At 25.1% G+C, this 19563-nt stretch carries 12 protein-coding genes and 5 pseudogenes; 13 read left to right on the top strand and 4 right to left on the bottom strand.

The annotated features are described in order from the left end of the window. Positions 1-1314: 1314 nt before the first annotated feature. Together QIA27_RS05230 and QIA27_RS05225 are read right to left on the bottom strand one after the other, a co-directional pair. Positions 1315-2109: a 5'-methylthioadenosine/adenosylhomocysteine nucleosidase gene (locus tag QIA27_RS05230; RefSeq protein WP_418906271.1), complete on the bottom strand. Its 795-nt coding sequence runs from the start codon at positions 2107-2109 to the stop codon at positions 1315-1317. Between the two features lie 647 nt (positions 2110-2756). Further along, positions 2757-3170, bottom strand: a pseudogene (locus tag QIA27_RS05225) (P52 family lipoprotein); the annotation flags it as partial. 485 nt (positions 3171-3655) lie between these two features. Here QIA27_RS05225 and QIA27_RS06560 point away from each other — a divergent pair. From QIA27_RS06560 to QIA27_RS05210, 5 genes and pseudogenes are all read left to right on the top strand, one after another. Next, positions 3656-3745, top strand: a pseudogene (locus QIA27_RS06560) (lipoprotein P35); the annotation flags it as partial. Between the two features lie 416 nt (positions 3746-4161). Then, entirely contained in the window at positions 4162-4248 is an 87-nt protein-coding gene (locus QIA27_RS06555) for a hypothetical protein (protein WP_472841290.1), read from the top strand. Between the two features lie 20 nt (positions 4249-4268). After that, positions 4269-4412, top strand: coding sequence for a hypothetical protein (locus QIA27_RS06550; protein ID WP_420024981.1), 144 nt, complete (start codon positions 4269-4271; stop codon positions 4410-4412). Positions 4413-4763: 351 nt separating this feature from the next. After that, entirely contained in the window at positions 4764-5843 is a 1080-nt protein-coding gene (locus tag QIA27_RS05215) for a ferrous iron transporter A (protein WP_418906270.1), read from the top strand. A gap of 540 nt (positions 5844-6383) precedes the next feature. After that, a complete protein-coding gene (locus QIA27_RS05210; RefSeq protein ID WP_418906269.1) occupies positions 6384-10208 on the top strand; it encodes an Eco57I restriction-modification methylase domain-containing protein in 3825 nt (1274 codons plus the stop codon). 425 nt (positions 10209-10633) lie between these two features. Here QIA27_RS05210 and QIA27_RS06545 read toward each other — a convergent pair whose 3' ends face one another. Next, a complete protein-coding gene (locus QIA27_RS06545) occupies positions 10634-10774 on the bottom strand; it encodes a BB0158 famile outer surface lipoprotein (protein ID WP_472841289.1) in 141 nt (46 codons plus the stop codon). An 886-nt stretch (positions 10775-11660) separates the two neighbouring features. Here QIA27_RS06545 and QIA27_RS05205 point away from each other — a divergent pair. The 6 genes and pseudogenes from QIA27_RS05205 to QIA27_RS05180 form a co-directional block, all read left to right on the top strand. Beyond that, complete coding sequence (locus QIA27_RS05205) at positions 11661-12521, top strand: plasmid maintenance protein (protein WP_418906268.1); 861 nt, start codon at positions 11661-11663, stop codon at positions 12519-12521. Beyond that, positions 12518-13054: a DUF226 domain-containing protein gene (locus QIA27_RS05200; protein WP_418885675.1), complete on the top strand. Its 537-nt coding sequence runs from the start codon at positions 12518-12520 to the stop codon at positions 13052-13054. The genes QIA27_RS05205 and QIA27_RS05200 overlap by 4 nt, the downstream gene beginning before the upstream one ends. Further along, positions 13027-13782, top strand: coding sequence for a ParA family protein (locus tag QIA27_RS05195; RefSeq protein ID WP_418885676.1), 756 nt, complete (start codon positions 13027-13029; stop codon positions 13780-13782). The genes QIA27_RS05200 and QIA27_RS05195 overlap by 28 nt, the downstream gene beginning before the upstream one ends. Positions 13783-13840: 58 nt before the next feature. After that, positions 13841-14440, top strand: coding sequence for a chromosome replication/partitioning protein (locus tag QIA27_RS05190; RefSeq protein WP_418885677.1), 600 nt, complete (start codon positions 13841-13843; stop codon positions 14438-14440). Between the two features lie 531 nt (positions 14441-14971). Continuing rightward, positions 14972-15390 (top strand): annotated as a pseudogene (locus QIA27_RS05185) (helix-turn-helix domain-containing protein); the annotation flags it as partial. A 5-nt stretch (positions 15391-15395) separates the two neighbouring features. Further along, a pseudogene (locus QIA27_RS05180) lies at positions 15396-15957 on the top strand (RNA-guided endonuclease InsQ/TnpB family protein); the annotation flags it as partial. A 400-nt stretch (positions 15958-16357) separates the two neighbouring features. Here QIA27_RS05180 and QIA27_RS05175 read toward each other — a convergent pair. Continuing rightward, positions 16358-17173 carry a virulence associated lipoprotein gene (locus QIA27_RS05175; protein ID WP_418906267.1) on the bottom strand — a complete coding sequence of 272 codons (816 nt, stop codon included), beginning with the start codon at positions 17171-17173 and terminating at the stop codon, positions 16358-16360. A 1000-nt stretch (positions 17174-18173) separates the two neighbouring features. Between QIA27_RS05175 and QIA27_RS05170 the strand changes: the two genes are divergently transcribed. Further along, on the top strand, positions 18174-18632 hold the full coding sequence (locus QIA27_RS05170) for a P52 family lipoprotein (protein WP_418906266.1): 459 nt from the start codon (positions 18174-18176) through the stop codon (positions 18630-18632). Positions 18633-18682: 50 nt separating this feature from the next. Then, positions 18683-19493: pseudogene (locus QIA27_RS05165) on the top strand (S2/P23 family protein). The last annotated feature ends 70 nt before the right edge of the window (positions 19494-19563 follow it).

The raw sequence follows: 19563 nt of genomic DNA, 5'->3' as shown, positions 1-19563 counted from the left end.
ATATAATTTTAATTAGTATAAATATATTAGCTCTAAAGATTATCCTAAAAAGTCAAAACTTTATCCCAAAACAACAAACTTTTAAATACAATAAATAAAACTATAAGTCTAATTTCTCAAAAAAATAAACTTTTAAATATCAAAAGTAAAACTTTGACTTTTTGTAATTTTTACATAGAAGTAAATATTGTTTATATGTTTTTATTCAATCTATTTTTTAAAAGAAAATCTGTTAAACAGAAAAAGTTTTACAGAATAAATCTGGATGAATTCATTTTAATTAGTGAACATCTTATCAATTCTACTAGCACTACTCACAATTATTTGGAATTATTATGGCTTCTAGAATTCCATTAACTCACCTGAAAAATCTAAATATTAAACTCTTTACTTTCAAATCTGATATACTTGCTTATACTTTAGATAACGGTTTACAAATTCAAACATATTTTCTAATTTACTCTAATGAAATTTCCAAATTTATTGAAAATCTAAACAAAAATAGATTACTATGTATGGTACATAAAAAATTAATTATGCAGCAAAAAATATTTTGATTTTAGTATTACTACTAAACAGTTGAAAATTGTTTACTCTTTGATTGCGAAGTTAAAAGAAACTCTACCTGAAACCAAATACAACTCTAATTCATAAAACTTTTTTTTAGTTAAAACGCCTAATATATTAAGTCTGTACTAAAAACTCAACTACATTAAGTCATTTGCACATCTAAAGCTCAATAAAAGCAATCTAAATTATTATCTAAACAGCTCTAATTTAGAGCTTACAAATCATTTACTAAATTTCAATTACCAGTTATATCACTTAATCTATTAATTTATAATTATACACACAACTTACTTATTAGATTTTTTTGATTTAATTGTAATTTAATTGTAAAAAGAAAAATCACTTTACTGTTAATTAAGAAAAGCAATTTTTATAAAAAACTGCGCTAAACTTAAGGAGTAATAAAATAAATATTTATTATATATGCCATTTTGATAAGTTCTTGCAAAAATTATACTGGCAACGACCCTAATAACTCTACCCTCTCTACATTTTAGAATAAAAATTAAACCTCTTCTGTGTTGTGTGGGGTCTCACTATAGATATGTCTAAAGGATTAATAGAGGGTGCACTTAAAAAGATTAATGGGGATAGTTCTGATAATATAGAAAATGTTAATGAAAGGGAAAAAGTGGTTTTTGTTAATACAAATAAAAAAACAAGACTAATTGCTTGTCTTGTTTTTTTATTTGTATTAGAAAGCCATTGTATTTCTAATATTTTTTCAATTTTTATTAACTATTGTTACAGAATTTTTAAAATTTCTTGTACAATTTTAGCTGAATTAATGGCGGCCAATTCATAAAATTCACTATATTCAACTTCATTTTTTTCTTTATTTACAATGTCGCATATAGACCTAATAACTATAAAAGGTATACTAAACATATGCGCAATATGCGCTACTGCTGCACCTTCCATTTCAACGGCTATTACATCGTTAAAGTTTTTTCTAATTTTGTTTATATAAATTGGGTCAATAAACTGATCTCCTGTTAATATCAGCCCTGAATATGCATTAAAACCTTTAATCTTCAATTGAATAACTTTTGTAGCCTTATCAACCAAATTTTTGTCGGCACTAAATTTCTGAGGAAAGTCCATAATTTGCCCAACCTTGTGTCCAAATTTAGTTAAATCGACATCATGATATGCAATTTCTGAAGATATTACTATATCTCCTATTTTAATACCTTTATACTTATCACTAATAACACCCCCAGCAACTCCAGAATTAATTATATGACTTACTTTATATTTTGACAAAATATAGCTAGTCCATGCACCCGCATTAACCTTGCCAACTCCACATTCAACAGCTATAACATTTTGATTAGACAACTTCCCCTTTATAATCTTTTTATTAAGGCCATATTCTTTAAGCACTATTTCTCTCTTATTAGAAATAAGCTTATTCATCTGTTCAAGCTCATAGTCCATAGCCATTATTATCAAAACATTAGTGTCTTTAGCAAAAGCAACATGGCTGTTTGAAAAAACTAACAAAAAAATAAAAAATTTTATTAAAAATTTGCCCATAAAATAACGCTCCCTGTAGTTAAAATACTTATACTTGTATTTTAACACACAAAACTTACCTATTGGATTTTTTTTTGATTTAATTGTAATTTAATTGTAAAAAGAAAAATCATTTCACATAAAAACACCAAAATTTCTAATTTTAATTCCACTGCTTTTCTTATATTTTCTAATTGTTGATCAAGAGAACCACAACACCAATCTTAAAATAATTATTTTTTAATTCACCAATAACCATTTTCATATCGCTCAAAACACAATATTCAAAAAACCGCGCTCTAATTTGAAATTAGAGCGCGCGTCTCTTTTAGCAAAAACATAATTAGATCCCATTTTATAAACTCCCAACATACTAAAACCCGACTATATTAATACATAGCAATATACTACAAAAATAACTAACTAAACTTTCTTTTAGCTAAACACCTTGTTTTATTATTGATAAATTTATAAAAAATTAAATAAATCTATGCAAGATATGCTTTTAATTTCTATTCACATATTTATCAATAATCAAATATAAAGTTAAAACAATATATCAAAAACAAAACATAAACATAATGTCGTTGGTTTTAGAAATCACGACCTTTATTTATTCATTAATTAATGTTTCCATTCTATGGAAACATTAATACTAAAAATGAAAATTATCTTAAAGTATGCTCTTCTATTTCTTTTTTCACTTTAAAATATTGTTGGTCAATAGTGGGCCTAGACATAAAAACAATATACTCATGCCCTTGTTCACCAGAATACTTAATATCTGGAGAATATAACTTACTTATACATGAATATAGCCAATAAACTTCGCTTTTAAATTTATTATTCTGCTCATTTTTTACCCTACAAAACAACCTAATCAATTCTTTAGATCGCTCAGAACCTAAATCTAAAAAGAATTTATTAAAATATTCCTCATTATAGTCAGGCAATGGGGGTACATCGCGACCACTACCATCTTTTAAATCGTATAAAGTCTTTTTTATATCAACTAGCAAACGATGCTCAGTCGCATATAATTTTAAATTAGAAAATATGCCTCCATTAACAATCTCGTCAGACATTATATTGATTTATGGAAATTAAATATTTAAATAATATTATTATAAAATAAATTTATAAACATAAGCATAAAAATTAAATTTTAATAATGATTTTATTAAAATCAAGTTTTTTTGTATTAAAAATGCAAACAAAAAGAATTATGGTTCAAATACTTGCTTTCTGTAGAAAATTAATTTAAATTGAAATGAATGTTTTACACTTAAATTAACACCTTTAGTTGATTTTTTTAAACCATGTTTATATCTTTCATTATTAATTATTCCTTATTCGTGTTTTTAAACACATCCTTATATCATCTATTAAAGCCTTAAAAATCAATTAAAATATATTAAAGTGGTTTTTAAAAAAATCAAAGCATTATAAAACTTCTGGTAATGAAAATATTATTATGATTATTCCAACATTCAATATTGAATACAATGTAATTCATATTTAATATTGAATTCTATTAAGTATTAGATTTTAAGCAAGGAGAGTATTCATGAAATATAATATAATTGTAAGCATGTTTGTTTTTCTATTTTTAACTACCTGCAATCCAGATTTTAAAACCAATCATAAAGATGTGAAGTAACAATCTAATAAAAAGGGATTAAACCCAAATCAAGAAGCAAATCCAAACAGCTTGCTTTCTTCAAATGGTTCAGCAATACAAAAAATAAGTAAAGAAATATCAATTTTAACAGATTCAGGAAAAAAATAAAATCCCAGTATCAAGATCAAGTAAAAGTGTAGCTGATTTGTCTGGAACAGATATAGAGGTAAAAGTAGATGTAAAAGAATCTGCGGATAATAAGGAAACGGGAGATGCGCCAAAATCGATCGGTAGTTAAATTACTGTGCCAACAAAGGCGAAAGCTCAAGATCAACTGAGTCGACAGGTGATATAGAGGTTACATAATTATCAGAATCTGCAAAATCTCAAGGAACTTCATCTATAAAAAATACAATGCTTGGTATGATTTAGATACAGGCTTAGAAGAATTATTGGAAAAATTGAGCAATACTAGAAGTAATTTAAGAGCTAAATTAAATGAAAACAATCAAAGATATACTGGGGTAGGGAATAATTAACCCAGGTTAAAAGAAAATGAATGGTTATAGAGATTGAATCAGGCTTAAATAAACTAAAATCAGCATTAGAAGAGATTAAAGAATACCTTAAAAATGAATCTAATTTTGAGAAAATTAAAGAGAATATAGCTAAAGCTGCTATGAATAGCTTTAGATGTGGTTAAACTTTATATGCGCAAAATAATATAGTAAGACATTTGACTATTTATTTAAAGTTATGTACTGCGATTATTATCTAATAAGATGATTTAGGATTGCTTTTGATAAGTACAATAAGTACAAGATAGAATGATTCTTTTATATTAGAAAGAGCCCTTACTGAAAGATTTAAAAACAAACATAGAAATTGGTCAAGAAAAACAAATAATAATTTGTTAGCAAAAAAGGTACAAAATAAAATATAGAACATATTAAAATTGCAATAATTTTACCTCTTTTAATAGAAAAGTTTGTTAATTTTTGGAATCCAACTTAAAATGATTTAGAATTGGTATTGACTTTAAAGGAGATAAAGCATGAAAGTTAAAAGTAAATATTTGGCTTTGGGATTACTTTTTGGTTTTATCAGTTGTGATTTATTCATGAGAGATGAAATGAAAGAGGAATCCCTGGGTTTGTTTGATGAGAAGGGCTCTATCTTAAGTGCTAGTGAAAAATCCGTTAGAAGGTCTATTAATAAGAACAGAAAAAATGGACTTGCTAGAAAGAAAAACAAAGGTAAGGTTGATAGAAAAGAACCGTCTACTCATCATATAAAGAGAAAATCTACTAATAATAGCAATTTATTACAAAAAATTGTAATGTTAGAAGAAGAAAATTTAAAACCTAAATTATTAAAAGAACAATCTGAAACTAGAAAAGAAAAAATACAAAAACAACAAGATGCGTATATAGGGATAACTCAAGGAAGTTTAAATTCCCTTAGCGGTGAAAGTGGTGAATTAAATGAGACTATTGAAAGAAATGAAATTGATTTCAATATAGATTCTGATTTAAAATTAAAGAGTGACTTACAAACTATTTCAGGCTCAACCCCTACTTCATCAATGTATGAAATAGAAGAAGAGGGTTACTATGATTATGAAGATTACTATGATTATGAAGATCATTATGATTATGAAGATTATTATGAGGAAATAAGATTAAGTAATCGATATGAATCTTATCTAGAAGGTGTTAAATATAATGTAGACTCAGCAATTAAAACAATTGACAAGATATACAATAATTATACATTATTTTCAACAAAGCAAACCCAAATGTATTCTACGCGCCTCGACAGCACTACTAAAACCAAAGCCAAAGAAGAGGCCAAAAGGTTTACAAAAGAAGAACTTCAGCACGATCTTAAAGACTTATTGAATTATATTCAAGTAAGTGTAAAAACTGCGACGAATTTTGTATACAGAAGAGAAATACATGCAAAAAAAAGATTAGATAACATTGAAGAAGAAGTAAAAAATTTAATTTCAAAGATCAAAGAACAATCTAATACATACGAAGCATATAAAGCAATAGTAACTTCAATCTTATTAACGAAAGATTCCCTTAAAATAGTACAAAACGCCATTGATAAGCATGGTGTTTGGTACTAATATTTAATGTTATTTTATTTTTTAAAACAGGCTACAACAATATGTAGCTTGTTTTAAATTAAATATAAATATATCTTATGCAAAGATAATGATAATTTCTGGTGCTTTGGATATCATTAGCACTATTATTCAATAAAATATTATTATAAAGAAATAAAAACTAAGATATGCGCTGTCTTAAATAAGGTTGTGCATCATGCTCTGGCAGATACCCGCTCTTGCAGAACCTAAAAAGATATTATGGGAAGATGCAAGAAGCTGTTTCTTTAATCCTTGAGTTAGAAATATCAGTTTACAGCAATTAAATTATTTAGATTTTGATAAAATTGACTATATTTAAAAATATGGAGAAAAAACTCTGAATTATTTTTAAGAATCTTATTATAAAAATAAAGTAAATGCAGGTAAACAAATATTAGCCAATATGTTTTAAGATTAGTTTTTTTAAATTTAAAAATTAATCGTAAAACATGTTGTGAGTATTAAGAAAAGCTAAAAAAGATTTGTAAATAACATAAATGGTTTTTGTAAGCATAAATAATGAAAACTAATGACATTGTAAAAACAAATGACCCAAATATATCTCTTTATAAAGAACTATCAAAAGATTTTATAAAAAAAGAAAATATTAATACGCTAAAAGACTTTTTTATTATTGTAAAAAATAAGCTTTCTTCAATAGATGATAATTCAACAGAGGCAAATATAGAATCTTTACTAAAATCTATATTTGAAGAACTAAATTATTCTGTAGAGCAACAAAAAGGTGGACAAATAGAAGGAGTGGCGTCTAGAGTAGATATACTACTTTTTGAAAATGATAAAGACAAAGTAGATTTTAATAATAAATTAGAAGAAGCTAAAAAAAATAATGAGCCTATTCCGGCCGAAGATATCTTACTTATAGCAGAAGTTAAGCGTCCATCATTTAGTTTCGATATTAAAGATAAAATAAAAGAAGCAGAGGATCAGCTTTATAGATATCTAAATCAATATCAAAAACATTATGGGATACTTTCAAATGGAAAGGTATGGAGATTATATGACAAATCGAAAGTACTTTATGGAGAAAAAAGATATATTGAATTTGATTTTTCTAAAATTAATAAAGAAGAATACAAAAAACAAGAATGGTTTGTTTTATTCAGCTACCTTATAAGAAAAGAAAGATACCTAAAGACAAGCAATGTAATAAAAGTTGAAAAAGAACAAATAGCTAAAGAAAAAGAGATAATTCAAAAAACCCTGAGAGAGATACTTTATGAGAGGCCCGACGATTCTATAATATTTAAAATTGCAAAAAATATATATGACAAAGAATTTAAAGCATCAGACAAAGAAATTACTCAGCATATTTTAGCTAGTATACTTGAAGAATCGATTATTTTTATTTTAAGAATATTTTTTATTGCATATATTGAAGATAACGAAATATTTAAGAAAATATTAGAAGAAAATAAGCTATACAGATCTTCTATATCTTTTAGATATTTTTTTTATGATGAAAATACAAAAAACAAATTGGGATACAAAAAAATAATAGAAATTTTCAATTTACTTGATAAAGGGAGTACTACAATAAAGTTTCCTATATTTAATGGAGGATTATTTGCAGAAGACAAGGTTAAATATTTAAATAATGAAAGTTTACTAAGTATTAGTGAACTTGAAGAAATACTAGTTAAAATACTTTTCTTTGAAGAAAAAAATATTAAAGATAAAAAATTTGTAAAGTATTCAAAGCTAGATCCTAAAAGTTTTGGAGAATTATACGAAACTCTGCTTGAATATGACCTAAGAATTACAGATACTACTGTTCATCGTATTGTTGAAGACGGAATTTATTTCATTTGTACTGAAGAAGGGCTTGAAAACAAGAAAGCAAACAAAGTTGCTACCTACTACAAAGGCAATATTTATCTTACATCAAGATCGCTTGATAGAAAGAAAAGTGGAGCATATTATACCCCAGATGACTTAACTGATTTTATGGTTGCATCTTCAATTGAAGAACAGCTTAAAACCAAGTCCCCTTTAGATATAAAAATCATTGATAATTCTTGTGGATCAGGGCATTTTTTAATTTCTTGTCTAGATTACTTAACAGAAAAAGTATGGTATGAGCTAGATAAATTTGAAGATGTAAAAAAAGAGCTTGATAAAGAATATAAAGCTATTCTTAAAGAAAGTGAAGAATACGATGTTCAAGATAGTATAAGTAAAGAATTAGTGCTTAAAAGGATGCTACTAAAGAAGTGTATTTATGGTGTTGATATTAATCCTATTTCGGTTGAAATTACTATGCTAAGTTTATGGATTAATACTTTTATTTTTGGAACACCACTAAGCTTTATTGAGCATCATGTAAAAGCGGGAAATGCTCTGCTAGGATATACTAAAGATGAATTTTTTGATATTGCAAAAAAGAAATTTGAAGGCGGATTTTCTTTATTTAAAAAAAGAATTGAAGAAATTACAATTATTTTAGAAGATAGCTATCAAAAAATTAAGGGTATTAACGATACTACTAAAGAAGATATAGAAAAATCTAAAAAGATATATAAAGAATATGAGAAAAGTGAAGATACAGATAATTTAAGAATGATATTCTCTTTAATTAAACTTTATTCATTATCTTTTGACAAATCTTTAAATATAGAATTTAATGATATTACAGCTGTAATTAGTTTAATTGAAAATATTTTGAGCAATAAAACCTCTAGTGAAGATGAAGAAAAAATAGAAAAAATTAAAAAATTAAGCAGCTATTATAAATTTTTCCACTATGGAATTGAGTTTCCAGATATTCAGGAAGGATTTGATATTGTAATTGGAAATCCTCCATGGGAAAAAACTAAGTTTAATGAAGCAGAATTTTTCTCAAAACATATTCCTAGTTATAGAAAACTAAGCTTAAAAGAACAAAATAAAATAAAACAAGAAATACTCAGTAAAGATAATCATCATTTAAATATTGAATACAATGAAGAAAAAAATAGTATAATTGCCATTAACAATATTTATAAAAATGATTTTAAAGATTTTTCTAGTGGTGGTGATCCTAATCTTTTTAGATACTTTGTTACATTTAATTTAAAACTAATAAAAGAAAAGGGTAATTTGACTTATTTAGTTCCCTCAGCTCTTTGGAGTGAATCTAGCTCTATTTCACTAAGAAAACATATATTTAGTAAATATAAGCTTAACTATATTTATCAATTTCAAAATCAAAAAAGATTTAAAGACGTGGTATCACTTTTTAAATTTGCAATATTTCAGCTTAGTAATACTAAAACCCCCACATCAAATTTTAAAGTAAAATTCATGATTCAGGGCAGGGATAATATTTTAAAAGAAATAACTAGCAACTTAAAGGACAGTAAAGATAATGCTTATAAAGGAATTGAATTAGATATCGACCAAATTAAAAAACTATCCCCTATTCAAGAGTCAATAATAGAATTTAAAAATAATGAAGAATTTAGTTTAATCAACAAAATGTTTGGTCAATTTAGTACTATTAGTGAAGAATATATTGATTTTAAAAAAGGGTTAGACCCAAGCATTAAGAATCGTAAATCTTTACTAAAAGAACGCAATGATGAAAACTTTATATTTCTTTATTCTGGAGCTAATATTCATCAATTTAATTCAAGATTTTTTGAAGATAAAGCTGCAAAAAAAAGTTCTAAATTTTTATGGATAGAAAAAGAAGATTTAAAAAAAGTATTAACTGAAGATAATGAACATCTAAATAAAAGGATAATTTATAGAAAAATTGCAAGCAATACTAATGAAAGAACAATGATTAGTACATTATGTCCTAAAAACTCCTATTGCATAGATTCGCTATATATAAATTATGAGGAAACTCCAATATCACTTTATAAAAAATTATTTATTATATCTATTTTTAACTCATTTGCATTTGATTTTTTGATAAGAAGATTTGTTGATTCAAATGTGTTAAAGGCATGCCTTTATCAATGTCCAATGCCACAGCCCGAAAAAGATGAAATTCTAGCTAATCCACTATATTTAACTTTAGTTAAAAACACTTCCTTGCTAATAGCCAAAAATGATCCTTTAAATTTCTCTAATTTACTTTATTTACAGCACTTTAAGTTTAGCAAAGAAGAAGTTGATAAAATACTAAAATTCGATACCAAAGATGAATTTTTTAAAGAAAAAGAAAATGAAAACAATTTTATTGTAGCGAGTCTTTATTCATTAACCAAAGAAGATTTTAGAGTTTTACTTAATGACTTTGAGGTACTAAAAAATAAAAAAGGAGAAGTCTATATTTCGTCTTTAATAAAAGGATATGAGAATTATTTAAGAACAAATAAACTTAACCACGTTTAACAATTTAAACTTGGTTTATTATTCTAAAAAGATTTATATTCATTTAATGATATATATACTAAAAACATTACTATAAAATGGTGAAAAGGTTATTCTTAGTGAAGTGATTTTTAAAGAAAACAATAAAGAAACCAAAAAACTTTTAGAAATTGAAAAAAATAATGTTTATAGATTTTAAAATGCATCAATGTATTATGATAGGTGTTTTTTAAAAACTAAAGATATTAGAAATAAAAAGTTTCTAATCTATATAGAAAGTCATATAGAGCAGATATTAGTGATACTTTGCGATTCTCCTTATCTACATATTTTAATCTTTTAAGATTAAATCTATTTATTAAAAATGTCACTGGGTTATTTATTATTCATCGAGAGGAATCTTTAATTTCTCGTTTGATAAATTTGAATACTTAGCAAATATTAGCTTAAACAGTATTAATAAATATCCTTGGATTTAATGCAATTTCATAGGTTTTATCTTCATTAGCTTGTTTATCTTTTATAGTGAAATGTGTGAGCATATAGCTACATCCAATCTTCTTATATAGAAGCTTAAAGGAATTTATTAGGGCATCATTAAAAGCCCCAAAATTATATAAATTAATGTGTCCGGACTATTTTGAAGATTCTTTTAAACTAATTGTAATAAAACCAGCTCTATATCGCTCACAGTCAATATTCGATCCCTCAGAAATTAACTTCGGGCTTAAATATTTTCATTTGAACCTTTTAGTAGCCTCAAATGCTATTATTTTAGCTATTAGTATTTAACTCCCCTAATATTTTATAGTTATTATCATTAATATAATAACTATAACTAAACCATAATAATGACAAAATTTTAAATAGACTGGGTGAAATATAAAAGAACACTTACGCTCTTTGATTAAATTATTATATCTGTCTTTTATAGCTCTTAAATTACCAGATTTTACCTATGTAACATAGCCAGAAAAGAATATCCACAAACTTTTTTTCCTTATTTTATCGATGAACCTAGATTCTTTATTAAAAGAATAAATATTGTTATTATCTTCTTTTAATGTCTTTTTAATTATCCTCTTCAATTGACCCAAAACCCCAAATTCCAGTTTCGATGTTTTTAAAGACTCTAGCACTAAAAACAAAAATAAACAATATATTTAAAATATTTATACCTTTTTCATAAAATTCTTTTTACTTTAAGTAATTTTTGAATCCTTAGACTTTTCAAAAAAAGAATCCTAGCTTTATTTAACAACTAGGAGGAAACTTTTCAATGAACTCAATTAAAAATTGAGTAGAATAATAAATAACATTCAAAGCGTCAAGAATTCAAAAAAATAGATAAAATATAAAAATAAAATAAAAAAGATTGAATAAGGGTTGAAAATTACTCATTATTTAAAATATAATAAATTTATTAATAAGTCTTATTAATAAATTTAATATACGATGATCTAGGAGATTAAAATGAAATTAACTATGCCTAATTGTAATTACTATTATAAAACTAAAAAGCTACTATCAAAAAACCTTAGGCTTAAAAAAATAACAAGTATAATAAATCATTTAAATAAAAAGTTTGAAGAAAATTATAGTATCAAGCTTCATAAAATATATCTTACAAATGAAAAGCTTTTCATTTATGATATCCATCATCAACAAGACATACTAAACATACTAAACTCATTTTTAACCAAAGAAGGATATAAACCAACTACAATTCGTACACTACGAGAAGATTTAAGATTTTTAATTCATATCAAAGCAATTAATAAAAGAATTCTAACATTTTCAAATAACCTGGGACAATTTAAAGGCAAGCTTTGCATATATCAAACTTCTAGTATTTCATACACCCTAATTGATGCTTATTTTTCTGACACCAAGCTTAATCTATTAAAAAAAATAAAGGCAAATAAAGAAGAATTAAAACCTAAAAATGTCACTCAAAATGTCACTGTAAATAATAAATCAATAATAAATATAAATAATAAGAATTCTAAAAATTCCCTTTTTAAAAAAATAAAAACCATAACATCAAACACTGAGAAACCAGAAAAAACACTAAAAAACGCACTCCTAAACTACAAAGATTTCAGAAATTATTTAAAATACGACTATAAAATAGAGGACATAAAAGAATTCTACTTAAAAAATCTAAAAAAATACAAAAATAAAATTCACTTTATGAGACAAAATGCACCGTACAAAACGGATTTCTACAAATTAACAGGAGAGTTCAAAGACACTTATATTTCTAAATGGAAACTAAATCAAAACAACACACAAACCGATTATCTAGCTAATTACAAAAGGAAAAAAATTTGAATAACCTTTTAGAAAAATTTAAAAATCGTAAAAATAACATAAAAAAAAGAATTATCTTCAATACAATAGAAGAAAAAGGCAATAAAAAAATTTATCACACGATAATGTTTAAACATTTAATCAACTTCGAAGCTACTAAGAAAGGAATTAGAATAACTTTTCAAAAATTTAACGATATTGGGGGATGGATTTTTTTTAACTTATTTCCACCAAAAGAGGATGACAATTTTTTAGGAATAAAATACGGTTGGAATAAGCTAAAAACCCCCTTTTTTATTATAGGCAATAACAATAAACGATATGCGGTCAATAAATCATATTATATAGAATATAAATTTAAAAAGGGATCTATCAAATGCTATGTACAATCTTTATGGACATTATTAAGAAAAGAAAAAAAAGATACAGAATATTATCAGTTTACATTAGAACATATAAAAAAAATGGAAAGAATGGTGTACAAATTTTATAATAAAAAAATAAAAGAAGAAGGAATAATAAATAAATGGATACAAAAAAATCAAACATTATAACAGTTGCAAGTCCTAAAGGAGGTGTAGGTAAAACCACATTAACAATAATTTTTTCTTATATATTAAAAGATTTGAATAAAAAAGTGCTATTGATTGACTTAGACCCACAAAATTCTTTAAGCTCTTACTTTAGTAAATATATTTTTAATATTGAAGAATATAACGTTTACAGAATGTTGAAAAAAGATGTTTATTTCGATCAATGCATAAATAAAATTAATGATCATATCTCTATAATTCCTTCTCATCCTGTTTTAGAAAATTTTAATTCTGAAGTTTTAAACTATAAAGATGTTCTTTTAGAGTATCAGTTAAAAAGAAATATTTCAAATTATAATTTTGATTATGTTCTAATTGATACCCCACCTAATTTGGGCTTTATTTTAAGAAATTCTTTAAATGTTACAGATTATATCATAATTCCAGTTCAAGTAGAGAGATTTTCTGTAGAAAGCTTAAGTATTCTAATGGATACTATTAATGATGTTAGAGATTTTAGAAGCAAAAGTTATGATGTTGCTATCATAGAAAATCAGTTTATAAAAAATAGAAACACATTTAAAGATGTAGAAGATTTACTATATAAAGAGTATGCTTTTTACATAAAAGGAAAAATTCATTATTATAATAGCATAAAAGTTCTTATAAATGAACTCTTAGAACCTTCTTTAAAAGAAGCATATTATAAAGAGGTAAAAAATACCTTAAAAAATATTGTTTATTTGTAAATATTATATCGTTCAGCATTGAACGATATAATATTTACAAATAAACAAAGGGAATAAAATGGGTATAAGACAAAATAAAAAAGAATTATTTTTAAATAGTAGAACGGGCAGTCCTATAAATAAAGAATTGATAAATATAAATAAAATTACAGACAAGGATTTAATTAACTATAATAATTTGAAAGAAAAATTAAAATATAATTTAAAAGATGATATTGATAATAAAATAGAAAGAATGAAAATTTTATATGAAATTAAAGAAAAAAAACTTTATAAATATGATAATTTTCCTAGTTTTGAACAATTTATAAAGCATTTTATAATTGCAAAAACCCAAGCGTATTTTTACTTAAGAGTTTATGAAAAGGTTTTAAAAGGAGCTATTTCTATAGATAAAATTAAAGAAATAGGATTTAGGGGAATACAAAGGCAGCTAGAAAAAAATTCATTAGAAATAAAAAAAGAAAATTCGAGTGATAAAGATAATAAAACCCCTATTAAAATTTTAATAAAAAATAAAGAGGTTTATAAATTTTGCAAGGAAGATACAAAAAGAGCATGTTTTATCCTTGAAAGACTTTTTTTCACTAAAAAAGAAGTATTGTCAGATTTAATAATTGAATATGAAAATTACAAAAGAGAAAAAAAGAAAAAATAAATTCTTGATTTTAATTATATATAATGCTATTGTTAATTTAGGTTAGAGTTAATTCTCTCTCCTAGTTTATCGTCGCAAATAAAGACGTCCCTTTAGGGGGCTTTTTTCATATTTAGATATATCTTTTGACGGCATCCACAGAGGCGCCTTCAGTAGAAATAAAACAATAGATTCTAGGCCAAAAATAAAGTTTCCAATAATAATTACCTAAATAAACAAAATATTTTTTCTAATAAGCCTTAAAAATATTGTTTTTGGATTATCCCTAGATTTAGAAGGTTGAATATTGAAAGTAAATTTTAATAGTAAGTGAATATAATCCTTATCACGATTAAATTCATTAAGGGCTCTTTTCTACAAAGAATATATATTAAGTATTGTCTAGTAAAGAAAAGATGAAAACGCAGCATTTATGTCTATAGTTAGCAATTGATACTAAGTGACAACTAATAGAATATACCCAGGGATTATTAAAGGTTGGTTTATGTGATATATACGCTAAATATAAAATATTAAAAATGATAAGAACATATGAGCTCTAATAAAGCTTATAAATACAGAATATATCCCAACGCTAATCAAAAGAAATATTTTTAAAAAGTACTTGGATGCGTAAGGTTTTTGTATAATAAAATGTCAAGTGATAAAAAAGATTATTATGAAAAAAATAAGCAAAGTCTTATTAATTATCCAGGTAAATATAAGAAGAAATTTCTATTTTTAAAGGAAGTTGACAGCTTGGCTTTTTATAATGTCTGAATTGACTTAAATTCTGCGTATAGTAATTTTTAGAGAAATCAAAAAAGGAAATAGAATGCAAGGATCCCCTAAATATAAAAAATAAGAAAAATAGATAAACTTTTCGAACTAATAATCAAAAAAACTTAATAAGAATAGAAAATGATTGTATAAAGTTACATAAAATAGAATTTTCAAAGTTAACTCTACATGGGCTAGTATTGATATGAGTATGAGGTACTTTTTAGTAAGTAGTGAGGGGGAGAAAATCAATCATCCTAAATGTTTACTAAAAAATGAAAGTAAACTTAAAAACTATCAAAAAAAAAGAATTTTTTCAATAGAGCTTAATCTAGATTAAGAGTTGCTAAGCTACATAGGAAAATTTCGAATCAAAGAAAAGATTTTTTACATAAACTAACTTATTACTTTGTAGCTAATTATAAAAATATAGTAATAGAAAACCTATCAATTAAAGGTGCAAAAAGAAATGTTTGGGCAAAGCATTAATGATTTGGGCTAGTATGAGTTTGTAAGACAGTTATCATATAAGTCGGAGTGGTGGTATGGGCCTTCTTTACATGAAGTAGATGGATATTTTCCATAAAGTAAGCTATGCAACAGTTGCGGTATTAAAAATACAATTCTAAAATTAAATGATACTAGTTGGAATTTTGGGAGTTCCAATATTTTGCATGATAGAGATATAAACGCAGCTCTAAATCTTAAGGATTTATTATAAAGAAATAAAAACGAAGGCAGGAAACTGCCCTAGATAAAGCTTGTGCCACACTCTAGTGGATGACCTCGTTTTTTTCAGAGCCTAAAAAGCTATCATAGAAAAATTTAAGAATCTATTTCTATAATCTTTGATTTAGAAATAACAGTTCACAAACAGTATCTTGAAAACTTATACAAGAAATTTTATCTATTTGAATGGCATTATTGAAAATCTGATTTTTGATCTGGAATTATTGCCTTCTTTCTACCAAAAAAGTTTTTATAGAAGTCATAAAAAAGCATATTTATATTGAAATCGATAATCAATTTGAAAGACTTGTCTCCGTTTAAATTTAGTGTAAATTACAGGTTAAAAATTCTTTGTAATCTTTGGTTAAAACATTAAGCCTATCTTTATTAAAGATAGGCTTTTATATTATGATAATTTCAATAGATATCTTAAAGGCTCTTTATTAATAAGAATAATATTTCACTTCTTAGTTCTCTTGCTTCTTTAATTTTTTCTAAAATTTGATTTAAAAGTGTGGTTGTAGAAGATTTAAGCTTAGCGGCATCTGTTTTTATAAGATTTTCATTATTTTGATAATCTAATAAAATTTGCTTTATCTCTTCTGAGAAGATTGTTTTTATAGATAATAATTTTTCAAACGAATTTTTAAGCTTCTCTAAATCCGAAATCTCTAGTTTGTCTAAAGTATCTTTTTTAGGATATAAGCAAAAAATCATTTCGTCGAGAATAGATCCAAAGTCTCTAATGGCGTTAAGTAGATCTTCGTGTTGTTTTGACAGTATTATAATTTCTGAAATTTCCTTTAATTTATTAATATCAATGTCATTTAAGGCACAATAAGTCTCTTTTCTATAGTTTTTAGATCTTTCAGTATTATCTGCTGTTGATTCACGTGGTGAGTCTATCCAAAACAATCTTTTGAAAACTTCCATTCCATATTGGTTTGAAGGTTCTTCTGCCGATTTTTTTTCATATTTTTTTCTATCCGTGTTAGCTTTTTCTATTAAATTTCTTAAATCATCAAGCAGCTTGTTTTTTACTTTTTGGTTAGGATCTTCTTCTTGATTTGGTTTTACTTCTTGATTTGGTGCTGCTTCTGTTTTAAGGTTTAATCCTTTTTTATTGGATTTTAGTCCTTTTTTATTAGGTTGATACCCCATATCTTTTTTATTGGTGTTAAAATCCGGATTGCAAGCATTTAAAAATAGAAAAACGAATATGCTTGCAATTATAGTATATTTCATAAATATTCTCCTTAATTAAAATCTAATATTCAATATAATGCAATATTAATATAATTCAATATTGAATATAATTCAATATTGAATATAATATTGAATTAATCATAATAATATTTTCATTTCAAGAAGTTTTATGGTATTTTAAGATTTTGGAAAAATCTTATTTTTATTAATTTTTATTTATTTAAATCATATATATGTTATTTAAGAATGAATTTTCAATGATTTATTATCTTAAAGATTAAAGGCTCAAGCTAGAAAAATGGAAAAAATAATAATATTCAGATTATTATCATTGACCACACAGGCTTAATTGCTATGTTGCAGGATAGTGTTCCTAGTTTCTAGCAAGTTGTATTTCTGAGCCGTAATATACGTGTACTTGCTCTTGAGCTTAAAATTCCAATAATAGTTCTATCTCAAGTTGCCAGAACGCTGATGGTAGGGAGTCGAGTTTATCAATTTTGAGAACCACCATTGTGTCCCCCCCAGAGTGGACTTGAAATAGGGCGTTTAAAATGGAAATAAGGGCTAAAAAACAAAGAAGAATTATTTAGCAATCGTTTTGGAAATTATAACGAAGAAATAAATTTAAAAAACATGAAGATAAAGAACTAGTAAATTATAACAGCCTAAAATAACAACTCAAATATAATATGAAAGGTGATACTAATAATCAAAATTAGGTTTTTGTTATAAGTGTGGTATAATCTACTAATATACTTGATATATCTGCAAATTAGAATATTAATTGTCCTATCCAATGGGGATTAGTGGAGTTACTTATGAAAGCACATTCATAAGTAACTCTAATCGTGTTTAGTTTTCTCTTTAGTTTTGCTTAACCTGCTATTAAGTATAAAAAATGTTAAATTGAGTTTTTCCGAAAAGTGAATTATATTAATTAGTAATTAATGAAATTTCCTACTATAAGATTTATATCCATTAATATCTTGTGTTACTTGCAACACAAGATATTAATGGATATATGCGGGACAAGTAAATGAACTATAATAATTTCTTTCCTAGAAAAACCCCTCTTTCCAAATTAAAGTTGAGTGCGGTTGAATATTGTGTTTTAGGGGATATGAAGCGTGTTATCTCTGAATTGAGAAATAATTCTACTAAAGATAATAATTGTAATTTCACATTGCCGTTGTTTGAGAACTATAATGAAAAATATTTTGACAAGTTCTTTGTGCGCTTGGGCTCTAATAGAGCCAAACAATTAATTAACTTGTTTCGCAAAATCAAAACAAGAATAAGCGATAGTATGTTTGAAACGGAAGTTTTTTTGTTGTACTTATGTATTAAGGATATGTGTCTAGTAAGTCTTATGTATTGTGAAGGAGAAGGTGAAGACAATTGTTTTGATTGTATGGAGCCTACTCTTGATCAACAATTTAAAAATATAAGTAAAATGCTAATTTTGAAATTAGAGGATTTTGGCGTTTTTATATAAAATGATTTTTTACAATTGAGTTAAATTTAGGATGGAGAGGATTATATATGATTATGAAAAATATGAGTATTTTAAATCTATTTTTATTTATATCATTTTTTTGTTCTTGTTTTTTAGAGTCAAAATCTTCAAAAAGTATTAAGGCTAAAATCCTTGATTTTGAGACAATTGAAAAAAATATTGAAAAAATATTTGTTATGTTGATGAAGAATCTACTACAAACGAAATAAAAGAAGGATAGGTTTTAGAATTGCTTGCAGGAGGTTATGTTACATGGGTAAAATCTGGTAATTTAAGATCTATAAAAGATAAATACAGTAATTTAATCCAAGATCTTAGAGAGCTTAAGTATTCTTATATTTTTTCACCAATCCGATTTTAAACCTTATCATTGTTTGGCTATAATTATTATATTAACGATGATAATTATAAAATATTAATGAATAATGTGCCAATAGCTAAAATCATAGCATTTGAAGCAACTAAAGAGTTTGAAGAAAAATATGAAGTTAAAAACTTAAAATTAATTTCTGAAGGATCAAATGTTGATTTTGAGCAACATAGAGTTGGAGTTGCTAAAATTAGTTTAAAAGAAATTTCAAAAGAGCCCGGATATACTATTTCATATAATTTTGGAGTTTTTAATGATGAACTGACAAATTCTTTTAAACTTTTTTATAAAAAAATAGGTGTAATAATATGCTTGCGCAGCTTACTATAAAAGATAAAAAAAACAATGAAAATAAAGTATATGAAATTGTGTTAAATGTAAAGTTATTTCATAATACGGTTAATCAAATATTCTTTAAGTATCCAAAGTTGTCAAATAGGAAATTGGAGAATTTTATTAATGATGAATAATAGCTGAGATATAAGTGATATAATTAGTTGGTTTGGGTTTACTCAACTTTATACTAAAAAATAATAAATT

Origin of the sequence: [Borrelia] tanukii (assembly GCF_030439725.2) — a bacterium.
Taxonomy (GTDB): Bacteria; Spirochaetota; Spirochaetia; order Borreliales; family Borreliaceae; genus Borreliella; species Borreliella tanukii.
This window is presented reverse-complemented; position numbering and strand designations above follow the sequence as displayed.

What these genes read in the sequence shown, in the direction of transcription:
- QIA27_RS05195 (WP_418885676.1), top strand. Translation starts at nt 13,027, where the DNA reads ATGGATACAAAAAAATCAAACATTATAACAGTTGCAAGTCCTAAAGGA.
- QIA27_RS05215 (WP_418906270.1), top strand. Translation starts at nt 4,764, where the DNA reads ATGAAAGTTAAAAGTAAATATTTGGCTTTGGGATTACTTTTTGGTTTT.
- QIA27_RS05205 (WP_418906268.1), top strand. Translation starts at nt 11,661, where the DNA reads ATGAAATTAACTATGCCTAATTGTAATTACTATTATAAAACTAAAAAG.
- QIA27_RS05170 (WP_418906266.1), top strand. Translation starts at nt 18,174, where the DNA reads ATGAACTATAATAATTTCTTTCCTAGAAAAACCCCTCTTTCCAAATTA.
- QIA27_RS05175 (WP_418906267.1), bottom strand. Translation starts at nt 17,173, where the DNA reads ATGAAATATACTATAATTGCAAGCATATTCGTTTTTCTATTTTTAAAT.
- QIA27_RS06550 (WP_420024981.1), top strand. Translation starts at nt 4,269, where the DNA reads ATGGTTATAGAGATTGAATCAGGCTTAAATAAACTAAAATCAGCATTA.
- QIA27_RS05190 (WP_418885677.1), top strand. Translation starts at nt 13,841, where the DNA reads ATGGGTATAAGACAAAATAAAAAAGAATTATTTTTAAATAGTAGAACG.
- QIA27_RS05230 (WP_418906271.1), bottom strand. Translation starts at nt 2,109, where the DNA reads ATGGGCAAATTTTTAATAAAATTTTTTATTTTTTTGTTAGTTTTTTCA.
- QIA27_RS05210 (WP_418906269.1), top strand. Translation starts at nt 6,384, where the DNA reads ATGAAAACTAATGACATTGTAAAAACAAATGACCCAAATATATCTCTT.